Genomic DNA, 12,524 nt, shown 5'->3' on the forward strand with positions numbered 1-12,524 from the left:
AGACCGGGGACCGCTGCTCGGCAACGCCCGAGCCAGCGTGGGTATTCCCGGAGGAGGCATGTTCGGGGGCGGTGTGGACCGCCCGCGTCGGCGGCTCGTCGTAGTCCCCGTAGCTCGCGCTGCTCGAGAGCGGCCCAACGCCGCGAGGTGACGCCTCACGTGCCGGGCCGGCCTGCCCACCCCGCGAATTTCGTCACGGGCTCCACGAGCCGCACGGGTTGAGCTTGGGTCGGGCGTGTGTCGCGACCTCGGTTCGACATCACCGAGAAGCGGCGGGAGCCGCTTCGCGACGGCTCACCGCACCAGCGACACAGCCCGTCCCACGCACTCGCCTACTCGTCCTCCTTGCCCGGAGTGGTCTTGGCGACCTGGGTGAGGAACTCGATGTTGGTACGGGTCTTGCGCAACTGGTCCCGGACCAGTTCGAGCGCCTGCTGCGTGTCCAACGCCGCCAGCACCCGGCGCAGCTTCTGATGCACGGCCAGTTCGTCGGACGACATCAGCAGCTCGTCCTTACGAGTGCTGGAGGCGTCCACGTCCACCGCCGGGAACAGCTGCTTGTTGGCCAGCTTGCGGTCGAGCTTGAGCTCGGCGTTGCCGGTTCCCTTGAACTCCTCGAAAATCACGGTGTCCATGGCGGAACCGGTTTCCACCAGCGCGGTGGCGAAAATGGTCAGCGAACCGCCGTTCTCGATGTTGCGTGCCGCGCCCAGGAACCGCTTGGGCGGGTACAGCGCCGTGGAGTCCACACCACCGGACAGGATCCGTCCGGACGCCGGTGCGGAGAGGTTGTAGGCACGTCCGAGACGCGTGATCGAGTCCAACAGCACCACCACGTCGTGTCCCATCTCGACCAGCCGCTTGGCACGCTCGATGGAGAGCTCGGCGACCGTGGTGTGGTCCGACGGCGGACGGTCGAAGGTGGAGGCGATGACCTCACCCTTGACCGAGCGCTGCATGTCGGTGACCTCTTCGGGGCGCTCGTCGGCGAGCACGACCATCAGGTGGCACTCGGGGTTGTTCGTGGTGATCGAGTTGGCGATCGACTGCAGGATCATCGTCTTGCCCGCCTTCGGCGGGGAGACGATCAACGCACGCTGCCCCTTGCCGACGGGCATGACCAGGTCGATAACCCTGCTGGTCATACCCTGCGGGTCGGTTTCCAGGCGGAGCCGTTCGTTGGGGTAGAGCGGAGTGAGCTTGTGGAACTCCGAACGCTTCTTGGCGGCCTCGGGCTCCAGCCCGTTGATGGCGTCGACCCGCACCAGCGGGTTGAACTTCTGTCGCTGCTGCTCACCCTCGCGCGGCTGCCGGACCACACCCTTGAGCGCGTCGCCGCGACGCAGTCCGTACTTGCGAACGAGCGAGAGCGAGACGTAGACGTCGTTGGGTCCGGCGAGATAGCCGGAGGTCCGGACGAACGCGTAGTTCTCCAGCACGTCGAGGATGCCCGCCACGGGTAGCAGCACGTCGTCGTCGCGCACCTCGGGCTCGTTGTCCCCGCGGCCACGCCCGCGTCTGCGGTCCCGGAAACGACGGCTGCGCCTGTTGCCGCGATCCTCGTCGTCCTGCCTGTTGTTGTCGTTGCGGTTGTTGTCGCCACGACCGTCCCGACGGCTCTCCTGCCGGTCACCGTTACCGCCGTCCTGGCGATCCTGGCGGTTGTCGGTGCGTTCAGCCCGACCCCCGCCGTCCGCGCCGCCACCCCGGTCGTTGCGGTCGCCGCGCTCGTCCTGGTCCTGGTTGCCGGACGGACGCTGCGAGGAACGGCGACGACGGTTGTTCCGACGTCCCTCCTCACCGGATCCGTCGTTACCGGAGCGACGTGAACCGCCCCGATTCGGTGCGGAACCGTTGGAGCGTTTCTCGGTGCCGGTGCCGGATTCGGTGGCCGGGTCCTGGACATCGTCCTTATCGGAGGGCGAGCCCGCGGCGGGTTTGCCGGACGTCCGCTCCGCTGTCCGGTTCCCGGCGCCCTGATCCCTGCCACCTCGACCCTTGGTCTGCTGACCCTTGGTCCCTTGGCTTTCGGTGTCCTGGGTGTTGTTCTCCGGGGCCGCCTGCTGGTCGAGAGTCGGCTGACGGGTACCGGACTCCGCCTGGCGCGGCGCGGCGGCACCTCCCTGGCGCTCCTTGATTGCGGCGATCAGGTCGCCCTTACGCAAGCCCGTGGTGTCGATCCCCAATTCGTCGGCGAGTTGCCGCAGTTCGGCGAGCACCATGCCCGACAGGCCACCCCGGCGGCGTGCGCTGCCGTTGGTTCCTGATCCGGAGGCTGCCTGCTGCGACTCGGACTCCTGCCGGCCGGACGGAGAGACGCCGTTGGTCGTCTCGCTGCTCAACAGATCGGTGTTGCTCACGAATGTCCTTCCTGACCGGATCCGCGCCTCCTACGCGGCCCAGCGGATTACCCCGCTCGCTGCGAACACGAGCGGCCTTGTAGTGCTACCGGCCCCTTTATCGAATGAACTCGACGAGGACACCCGGCGCGCGTGGTGTCGGCACCCACTCGAAAACCGGCAGCACCGGGCAGCGGAGGCGCCCGACTCGCGCACCCGTGGTGATATCACTCGTCCACAGCGGTACCACCACCTGCCGGAACAACCGTGACCGTGTCCGTTCACCACTCCCGGATGCGTACCTTGCTGCTCACTCGTTACCGGACTCACCGAATCGACCGATGTCGAGGAGGTTCGCACTGTTCGTTCGGAGCGCGATCCCGCGCGGTCGCGGAATACGGTGACCCGAGAGGCCGAAGCCTCCACTGTGGTCACCGAGTTATTCGTGACTGCCGTGCGGAACCACAATCCGTAACGCCAGAGCTCCCAGTCCGACACCGGCAACTGCGTGAAGTTCGACTCGACGACGCGAACCCCATTGAGTTGACAACTCCTGCCTCGGCCACCGCGATCGGCCACTCGCCATCCTGATCTTCACCCGTAAGGTGCAGTCGATTCACAGCGAGGGATGCATCCCGGAAAGAAGCTCCCGGGCAAGGCACCGGCGCCGATGCGCCCGGTGACTGATTGACCTTGAGGGTATACGCCGAGTCACTCCGGTGCAACAACCAAGAGCATGACACGCCCACAGTTGGAGCGCCCCTACTCGGTCACGAGTTCGTCGGTCTCACCCGCCGAACCACGAACCCGGTGCGACAGCACGGGAATTCACCGGCCGCGGCTACCGTGCCCCGGGCCTCGCAGGACCGCCGGTCCGACGACGGCGATGCCGACATTCCCTTTATACCACTCGAAACACCGGCCACCACGACCCCGGCCCCGATCGGGATCCACCGTCACGGAACACCTGCCGGAAAACCCCACCGGGAACGAGCGGGGCCGGTGCCACCACCCCGAGGACGAACGACGGACGAGGCCGATGACCACCGCCCCGGTCAACTCATCCGCTCGACCCGCACGCCGGTCCGGTCCACATCCAGCCGCCTGACCTCGAAGTCCCCCACCGCCGACGGATCGGGAAGCTCACCGCCGGGTGGCAGGGCGAACACCGTGGGGCCCGCTCCGGAAACAACGGCCGGCACTCCGTTATTCCGGAGCCGGTGGACGAGTTCCAGCGTTTCCGGCATCGCGGGCCCGCGGTACTCCTGGTGCAGCCGGTCCTCGGTGGCTTCGAGCAGCAGTTCCGGCTCGGTGGTCAGCGCGTGCACGGCCAGAGCCGTGCGCCCGGCGGCGAACACCGCGTCGGAGTGCGGCACCGTCTCAGGCAGCAACCCCCTCATCGTGTGGGTGGCGGACTCCACACCGGGGATGAACACCACGGGAGCCAACTCCGAATGCGGTTCCAGTCGAACGGATCGATAACGATTTTCCACATTCCACGCGACATTCAGCCCGCCGAACAGCGCCGCCGCGACATTGTCGGCATGTCCCTCGTAGGAGGCCGCCAGTCGCAGCGCCTCCGGACGAACCCGTTCGGCGCGAACGTCGATCCCGGCCAGCCGATAACCGGCTGCCACCCCCGCGACGATCGCGGCGGCGGACGAACCGAGCCCCCGCGCGTGCGGTACGGCGTTCGTGCAACGCAGCAGCAGCGCGGGTGGTGAAACACCGAGTCGATCCATGGTCGCGTGCAGTACCCGAACCACCAGGTGACTCTCGTCGACGGAGACCTCACCGGCGCCGGAACCGGTGACCTCGACACGCGCGGTCCGCGGTGCGGCATCGGTAGGGGTGACCTCCACGACATCGTGCAGCGCCAACGCCACGGCCAGCGTGTCGAACCCGGAACCGAGATTCGCGGTGGAAGCGGGAACGGTCACCCGGAAAGCGGCGTCCGTTCCACCCGTGGCCGATTCGGCGTCGTAGCCGGAAGGAAGGACGGCACCGGAACTCAAGACAGCTCCAGAGCCGTGGCCACCGCATCCGGATCGACCGGCAGGGGCTCCACCTCCACCATGTCGGCCAAGGCGGTGTCCGGATCCTTGAGGCCGTGCCCGGTTACCGTGCACACGACGGTGGAACCGCTCGGTAACCGGCCGTCGGCCGAGGTCGCGAGCAGCCCGGCGACGCTCGAAGCCGAGGCGGGTTCCACGAAAACGCCCTCCTTCGAGGCCAGCAGCCGATAGGCCTCCAGGATCCGCTCGTCGGTGATCGCCTCGAACAACCCGTTCGAGGCGTTCTTGGCCTCCACCGCCCCGGCCCAGGAGGCCGGGCTGCCGACACGGATCGCGGTGGCCACGGTTTCGGGCGAGGCGACGGGCTCACCGGAAACCAGCGGTGCGGCGCCGGCGGCCTGGAAACCGAACATGGCCGGTGTGCGATCGCTGCGCCCCTCCTCGGCGTACTGGCCGTAACCGGCCCAGTAGGCGGTGATGTTTCCCGCGTTGCCCACCGGGAGGCAGTGCACGTCCGGCGCCGTGCCGAGCGCGTCGCAGATCTCGAAAGCGGCCGTCTTCTGGCCCGCCAACCGAACCGGATTGACGGAGTTGACCAGCGTCACCGGGTACTCCACCGCCGTTTTGCGCGCCAGTTCCAGGCAGTCGTCGAAGCTTCCCCGCACCTGCAGGATGCGCGCGCCGTGCACCACGGCCTGGGCGAGCTTGCCCATGGCGATCTTGCCCTGCGGCACGAGCACGGCCGAGGTCATTCCGGCGCGTGTGGCGTATGCCGCCGCCGAGGCCGAGGTGTTGCCGGTGGAGGCACAGATCACGGCACGCATGCCCGCGGCCTTGGCGTGGGTCATCGCCATCGTCATACCGCGGTCCTTGAACGAACCGGTCGGATTGGCTCCCTCGACCTTGACGAGGACCCGGCAACCGGTCAGTTCCGAGAGGTGGGGAGCGGGCACCAGCGGGGTGTCGCCCTCGTACAGGGTCACCACCTCGGCGTCGTCGGGAACGCCGATCCGGTCACCGTAGGCTTCGATGATCCCACGCCAACCGGTGCCTGCCCCGGACGCCGCGAGTTGTGCTTGCGAGGTCAAGACGGTTCACCCTCCACACGCATAACGCTGGCGACCTCGTTGACCGAGGAGAGCCGCGCGATCTGTTCCACGGTGGCGCGCAGCGCGGAGTCCGCGGCGGTGTGGGTGACCACCACGAGGCTGGCATCGGCCCCCCGGCCCTGCTGTCGAACCACGGAGATACTGACGTCGTGCTCGTTGAACGTGGCGGCCACCTGGGAGAGCACACCCGGCCGGTCGGCCACGTCCAGACTGATGTGGTACCGCGTGGGAGTCCAGTCCATGGAACGCGCGGGGAGCTGCGCGTGCGCGGACTCGCGCGGTCCCTTGCCGGAAACCACCACGTTGCGGGCGGCGGCGACGAGATCGCCCAGCACCGCACTGGCGGTGGGAGCACCACCGGCTCCCTGCCCGTAGAACATGAGCTGCCCCGCGGAGTCGGCTTCGACGAAGACCGCGTTGAACGCCCCGCCGACGCCGGCCAGCGGGTGGTCCCGCGGGATCATGGCCGGATGAACGCGCGCGGAGACGGACTCGGTACCGTCCTCGTCGATCACGCGCTCGCAGATGGCCAGCAGCTTGACCGTGCGGTTCAGCGAGCGTGCCGCCTCGATGTCACCGGCTCCGATACCCGAGATCCCCTCCCGGTGGACGTCACCGGCGCCGACCCTGGTGTGGAAGGCCAGTGAAGCCAGGATGGCGGCCTTGGAGGCGGCGTCGAATCCGTCGACGTCGGCCGTGGGGTCGGCCTCGGCGTAACCGAGCCGGCCCGCCTCTTCCAGGGTCTCCTCGTAACCGGCGCCCGTGGAGTCCATGGCGGAGAGGATGTAGTTGCTGGTGCCGTTGACGATCCCGGTCACCCGGTTGATGCGGTCGCCCGCCAGCGACTCCCGCAGCGGACGAAGCAGCGGAATCGCCCCGGCCACCGCCGCCTCGAAGTAGATGTCCACCCCGTTGGCGTCGGCGGCCGCGTACAGTTCCGAGCCGTGCTCGGCCAGCAATGCCTTGTTGGCGGTCACCACGGACTTACCGGCGCGCAGCGCGGCCAGCAACAGCGAACGCGCGGGTTCGATACCGCCGATCAGCTCCACGACCACGTCCGCACCTCCCTCTACCAGGGCGGCGGCGTCCGTGGTCAGCAGCTGCTCGGGTACATCGGGGTGCTTGTGCGGACGACGTACCGCCACTCCGGTGACACGAACCGGCGCACCGGTTCGAGCGGCGTACTCGGTGGGATACTCCTGCAGCAGGCGCACCACCTCGGTGCCGACGGTGCCGCAGCCCAGCAGCGCCACCCTGATCGGTTCCCGATCCTCGATCACTCACACCTCCAGGCGAAGCAGGTCGTCCTCGGTCTCCCTGCGTAGCAACAACCGCGACTGCCCGTCGCGTACCGCGACGACCGCGGGCTTGGGGAGTCGGTTGTAATTGCTGGCCATCACGTAGCAGTACGCACCGGTGGCGGCCACCGCCACCAGATCCCCCGGTGCGACATCCTCGGGCATCCAGCTGTCGCGCACCACCACATCGCCGGATTCGCAGTGTTTGCCCACGATGCGGGACAACGCACCGCTCCGTTCCCCGGCACGGGAGACCAGTCGGCAGTCGTATGCGGCGTCGTAGAGCGAAGTGCGGATGTTGTCACTCATACCGCCGTCGACGCTTATGTAGCGGCGGGAAGCCCCGCCGTCGAGGGCGACGTCCTTGATCGTGCCCACTTCGTAGAGCGTGACCGTGCCGGGTCCCGCGATGGCACGACCCGGTTCGACGGCTATCCGGGGCGGGTCGAACCCGGCCGCCGCGCACTCCTTGCGCACGATCTCGTGCAGCCCGGCGGCGAGTTCGGCGGGCGGCAGCGGATCGTCGTCGGCGGTGTAGGCGATGCCCTGCCCCCCGCCGAGGTCCACCGTTCCGACCGTCTCCAGCGCCCCCTCACCGTGTTCGGCACGCAGTTCGGCCAGCAGACCGATCACCCGGTGTGCCGCCAGTTCGAAACCGTTGTCATCGAAGATCTGCGAGCCGATGTGGCTGTGCAGCCCCACCAGCAGCAGTGAATCCGACTTCAGCACGCGGTGCGCCGCTTCGGCGGCGTCGCCGGAAGCGAGCGAGAAACCGAACTTCTGGTCCTCGTGCGCGGTGGCGATGAACTCGTGGGTGTGCGCCTCCACGCCCACGGTCAGCCGGATCATCACCCGCTGGCGCGTGCCGTGCTCGGCGGCGAGGTGCTCCAGCCTGGCGATCTCGTGGAACGAGTCGAGCACGATCGCGCCGACACCGGCTTCGAGCGCGGCCGCCAGCTCCGCGGTGGACTTGTTGTTGCCGTGCATCGCGATGCGCTCCGGTGGGAAGCCGGCTCGCAGCGCCACTCGCAGTTCGCCACCGCTGCAGACGTCCAGCCCGAGGCCCTCCTGGTCGACCCAGCGGGCCACCTCGGTGCACAGGAACGCCTTGGCGGCGTAGTGCACGGCGGCGGGATCGCCGAACGCGGCGGTGTACTCCCGGCACCGGGTACGGAAGTCGTCCTCGTCGAGCACGAACAGCGGAGTGCCGTACTGCTCGGCCAGTTCACGGACGTCGCATCCGGCGATGGTGGCCACCCCGTCGGCGCCCCGCGTCGCGTTGCGGGGCCAGACCGCGGGGTTCAGCCGATTGGTCTCCTCCACGGAGGAGGGGGCCGGTCCGGCGGCATCGGCGTTCACGGCGACGTCGGCGTGCCTCGGCCCGGCTGGATGGGCGCGCATCATGCGCCTCCTCTACATCTGTTCGGGAGCACTGACACCGAGCAGGCTCAGCCCGTTCGCCAGCACCTGGCGGGCCGCTTCACAGAGCTGCAGCCGGGCGATGGTCAACGGCCCGGGCTGGTCGTCCCCTGGTTGCAGGACGCGGCAGGAGTCGTAGAAGCGGTGGTACGCGCTGGCCAGGTCCTCCAGGTAACGGGCCACGCGGTGTGGCTCGCGCAGCTCCGCGGCCGAGCGCACCACCCTGGGGAACTCGCCCAGCGTACGGATCAGGTCGCCTTCCCGGTCGTGCGTGAGCAGCGCCAGGTCCGCGGCCTCGACGTCACCCCGGTCGATACCGAGCGAAAGCGCGTTGCGCTGCAACGAGGACAGCCTGGCGTGCGCGTACTGCACGTAGAAGACCGGGTTCTCGTTGGTGTGCTTGCTGATGAGGTCGAGGTCGATGTCCACGGCCGAGTCGACCGAGGAACGGATCAGGGAGTAGCGAGCCGCGTCCACCCCGACCGCCTCGACGAGATCCTCGAGCGTGACGACCGTGCCCGCGCGTTTGCTCATCCGCACCGGCTCGCCGTGCCGAACCAGGTTGACCAGTTGGCCGATGAGAACTTCCACCGAGTCGGGGTCCTGGCCCATCGCCGCCGCGGCGGCCTTCAGCCGCGAGACGTAGCCGTGGTGGTCCGCGCCGAGCATGTACAGGCAGAGTTGGAAGCCGCGGTCGCTCTTGTCCCGCAGGTAGGCGATGTCACCGGCGATGTAGGCGGGCGCGCCGTCGCTCTTTATGACGACCCTGTCCTTGTCGTCGCCGAACTCGGAGGAGCGCAACCACCACGCCCCCTCGGCGTGGTAGAGGTTGCCGGAGTCCTTGAGCCGCTGAACGCATTCGGCGACCGCGCCGGAGTTGTGCAGCGAATCCTCGTGGAAGAAGACGTCGAAGTCGGTGCCGAACTCGTGCAGGCTGCGCTTGATCTCGTCGAACATGAGCCCGACGCCGACCCTGCGGAACACCTCGTCGCGTTCCTCGGCGGGCAGCGCGAGCACGTCGTCCGAGCGGGATTTCACGACCTCGGAGGCGATCTCGGCGATGTATTCCCCGCCGTAACCGTCCTCGGGGATCTCCTCGCCCAGCGCGGTGGCGACGAGTGACCGCACGAAGCGGTCGATCTGCGCACCGGCGTCGTTGAAGTAGTACTCCCTGGTCACCTCGGCGCCCTGTGCCGTGAGCACGCGCCCCAGCGCGTCACCGACGGCGGCCCAACGACTTCCCCCCAGATGAATGGGACCGGTCGGATTGGCCGAGACGAATTCCAGGTTGACCCGCAGCCCGCTGTAGAGCTCACCAGCACCGAAGGCCGCCTGCCTGGTCAGCACGTCGCGGACGATGGCCGCCTGGGCATCGGCGGCGAGCCGCAGGTTGAGGAAACCGGGCCCCGCCACCTCCGCGGAAGTGATCTCGTCGCGCTGTGCGAGCGATTCGGCGAGCCACCCCGCCAGTTCCCGGGGGTTGAGACCGGCCGGTTTGGCGACCTGCATGGCCAGGTTGGTCGCGTAGTCGCCGTGCTCCGGGTTTCGGGGACGCTCGACCGTGACCTTCTCCGGCAGCACCGAGGTGTCCACCCCTCGGGCGGACAGGACGTCGGCAGCGGTCGTTCGGACGAGTTCGGCAAGCGCGGCTGGTGTCACCTGATGAAGTCTAAGAAAGCAATGCCGCTGGTTAACGAGCGGGTGGCCGGGACAGTGGGTTCCGGAACGGACCGGGCGAACATGGTCTCACCATCTGAGAGAATGACAGCCGGTGGTGCGGTCGTGCGGCTCGATCTGCAGGGTCGCGTGCTCGATGTGGTACCGCTCGGAAAGCAGTCGCTGCGCACTGGCCAGCACGTCGCAGTGGTCGGCTTCGGAGACCGTGGTGAGGTGCGCCGAGGCCACCTCCATGCCGGAGGTCAGCGTCCAAACGTGCAGATCGTGCACCTCCGTCACCGGCTCGATGTCGACGAGATCACCGTGCATCCGCTCGACGTCGACTCCCTCCGGTGCCTGTTGCACCAGAATGCGCAACGCCTGTCGTGCCAGCTTGTAGGTGCGGGGCAGCACGAACAGTCCCACTGCCACGGCCACGATCGGATCCGCCAGCCCCCATCCGAAAGCCCAGGTGAGCGCACCACCGATCAGCACACCGACCGAACCGACCGTGTCGGCGAGCACCTCCAGGTAGGCGCCGCGCACGTTCAGGCTCTCGTCCGCGCCGCGTCGCAGCAGCGCGAACACCACGAGATTGGCCATCAGCCCGGCCGCGGCGGTGAGCATCATCGGCAGCCCCGGGACCTCCGGAGGGCTCGCCAGGCGCCCGATCGCCTCGTAGAGGATGTATCCCGCCACGCCGAACAACAGCACGGCGTTGGCCAGAGCGGCCAACACCTCCACCCGGTAGAGCCCGAAGGTGCTCCTGGAGCCGGAGGTCCGCCGTGCGGCGGTGATGGCGGCCAGGGCCATGCCGATTCCGAGCACGTCGGTGAGCATGTGGCCCGCGTCGGAGAGCAGGGCCAGCGAGGAGGTCATGAAGCCGACGACGACTTCGACGACCAGGAACGCCAGCAGTACGAGCAGGGACAGCGCCAGTCTGCGCACGTAACGTCCCGAGGCACTGGCGGCCGCTTCGCCGGTTCCGCCGTGTCCGTGACCGTGTCCCACAGCCGCACCTCCCGATAGCTTCCGACGAACACATAGTGACATATGCATAAGTCGACGCAACAAGGAACACGCACCGCACGGGTGACATCACTCACGAAGGAACACCCGACGGGGTGCCCGACCGAGCGAACGGGCCGGAGAAGTCCGATGCGGGACACCCGAAGCCGGACACCCGAATCGGGATACCCGCGAGGAAGGTGCGGAACACCCGGATCCGACCCGCGAACCACGGCACCGCGTGGACGTGAACACGCGAGCGCGGCCGAGCCATCCCGAACCGAACGGACGGGACCGACTCGGCGACGAGGCACGGGCCCCGAGACACGGACTCCGAAGCACGGGTAGCCGCGACGCTGGTCACGACTATCCGATCACCCCCACCGTCGAACCCCGGCACGGCATGGGTTAGGCTTTGGGAAGTTCAACAGCAAAGCCCTCGTAGCTCAGCGGATAGAGCACCGCCCTCCGGAGGCGGGTGTCGCAGGTTCGAGTCCTGCCGAGGGCACCCTCAGTGTCAATTTCTCGCGAAATCGCCGGACGTGTGCCCCGCGGCATCGCGCGGGGCACGTTTCCCGGTCACCGGTGGAGAGATTCCCGGTCACTGATAGAGGTCCGCCGTGAGCATCGGCCAGGAACGGTGCAGTGCGCGTTCCCAGTACGGCCAGCTGTGCGTTCCCCGACCGTAGAAGTCCGTGGTCACGGGTATGTCGTTGGCGCGCAGCTTGCGCACGAAGAACTTCGAGGTGTACAGCGCCGAGGATTCGAGGACGTCGAGCTTCGGCTTCGGGTCCAACGGTCCAGCGATGCCGTTACCACCGGACACGTAGAGATCGGTGCCGCGCAGCGCGCCGACGTTGTTGTAAGGGTTGTGGGCGCGCCACAGCTCCCGGTTGGCCCGATCGTCCCCCCAGAGTGCTCTCCAGTCGTAGTATCCCTCGCGGATGAGGATTCCCTTGACGATCTCGGGTACGAACGGACCGGTGGTGTGAAGCATGCCGCTGTAGGAGGCGGCCGCACGGAACATGTCCGGATACCGGAACGCGTAGTGCATCGCCCCGAAACCACCTATGGAGACACCGGCGACCGCTCTGCGGGTTCCCGCGTTGTAGTTGCGTTCGAGGATCTGCCGCACCTCTGTGAGGTGAAAGGTCTCCCAGTCCGGGACCGTCGCCATTCCGAAGTTGCGCCACTGGCTGTACATTCCGGCGGAGCCGTCACTGGGCATGACCACCATGACGGGCTTGTCCGCGACGAACCGACGGACATCGGTGAACTCGGTCCAAGACCGGTAGTCGGCGGGCTCACAGCAGCCGTGCAGCAGGTAGAGCACCGGCCATTCCTTCGAGGGCTGCGTGCGCCACCCGGGGGGCAGCAGCACCCGCACCATCCCGACGTCCGCCAGCGAGGGGGACCGGATCCCCAGATCCAGCGCTCGTTGCCCCACCCAGTTGCGCGAGACGATCCGCGCACCGTTGTCGGCGGGCTCGCCGCGCGCGCCGGAACCGTCGTGCACCCAGGACGGCGGACCGGTCGAGAAGAGCTCGGTATCGGGACCGTTGTCACCACCGGGGTCGGCCGCGCCCCCGGCGACGGTGGCGACGGGTAGCTGCGAAATCACCAGTACGAGTGATACCGCGAGTGCTCGCCCGGCAACGCGTAAGGTTCTTCGTATCGACA

Annotated in this window: 8 protein-coding genes and 1 tRNA gene; 1 reads left to right on the forward strand and 8 read right to left on the reverse strand. The window is 68.0% G+C overall.

What is annotated here, in order from left to right:
• Positions 1–332: 332 nt before the first annotated feature.
• The 7 genes from rho to BM150_RS03865 form a co-directional block, all read right to left on the reverse strand.
• A complete protein-coding gene (gene rho, locus BM150_RS03835) occupies positions 333–2,360 on the reverse strand; it encodes a transcription termination factor Rho (protein WP_092923949.1) in 2,028 nt (675 codons plus the stop codon).
• Between the two features lie 1,034 nt (positions 2,361–3,394).
• Complete coding sequence (thrB, locus tag BM150_RS03840) at positions 3,395–4,279, reverse strand: homoserine kinase (protein ID WP_342752528.1); 885 nt, start codon at positions 4,277–4,279, stop codon at positions 3,395–3,397.
• Between the two features lie 71 nt (positions 4,280–4,350).
• Positions 4,351–5,442 carry a threonine synthase gene (gene thrC, locus BM150_RS03845; protein WP_092923955.1) on the reverse strand — a complete coding sequence of 364 codons (1,092 nt, stop codon included), beginning with the start codon at positions 5,440–5,442 and terminating at the stop codon, positions 4,351–4,353.
• The gene (locus tag BM150_RS03850) at positions 5,439–6,743 is read right to left on the reverse strand and encodes a homoserine dehydrogenase (RefSeq protein WP_092923958.1); all 1,305 of its coding nucleotides are present in this window, start codon (positions 6,741–6,743) and stop codon (positions 5,439–5,441) included. Before BM150_RS03850 ends, thrC begins: the two co-directional genes overlap by 4 nt.
• The gene (gene lysA, locus BM150_RS03855; RefSeq protein ID WP_092924419.1) at positions 6,744–8,162 is read right to left on the reverse strand and encodes a diaminopimelate decarboxylase; all 1,419 of its coding nucleotides are present in this window, start codon (positions 8,160–8,162) and stop codon (positions 6,744–6,746) included.
• Positions 8,163–8,174: 12 nt separating this feature from the next.
• Positions 8,175–9,839, reverse strand: coding sequence for an arginine--tRNA ligase (gene argS, locus BM150_RS03860; RefSeq protein WP_092923961.1), 1,665 nt, complete (start codon positions 9,837–9,839; stop codon positions 8,175–8,177).
• Positions 9,840–9,926: 87 nt separating this feature from the next.
• Positions 9,927–10,847 carry a cation diffusion facilitator family transporter gene (locus tag BM150_RS03865; RefSeq protein ID WP_092923964.1) on the reverse strand — a complete coding sequence of 307 codons (921 nt, stop codon included), beginning with the start codon at positions 10,845–10,847 and terminating at the stop codon, positions 9,927–9,929.
• A gap of 432 nt (positions 10,848–11,279) precedes the next feature.
• Between BM150_RS03865 and BM150_RS03870 the strand changes: the two genes are divergently transcribed.
• Positions 11,280–11,352, forward strand: a tRNA-Arg gene (locus BM150_RS03870).
• Between the two features lie 93 nt (positions 11,353–11,445).
• Here BM150_RS03870 and BM150_RS03875 read toward each other — a convergent pair.
• Positions 11,446–12,465, reverse strand: a complete 1,020-nt coding sequence (locus BM150_RS03875) for an alpha/beta hydrolase (protein WP_217641338.1) — start codon at positions 12,463–12,465, stop codon at positions 11,446–11,448.
• Positions 12,466–12,524: the final 59 nt, after the last annotated feature.

Source organism: Actinopolyspora alba (assembly GCF_900112765.1).
GTDB classification, from domain to species: Bacteria; Actinomycetota; Actinomycetes; order Mycobacteriales; family Pseudonocardiaceae; genus Actinopolyspora; species Actinopolyspora alba.

Excerpts from the sequence above, each read along its gene's own strand:
- lysA (WP_092924419.1), bottom strand. The coding sequence starts at position 8,162 with ATGCGCGCCCATCCAGCCGGGCCGAGGCACGCCGACGTCGCCGTGAAC.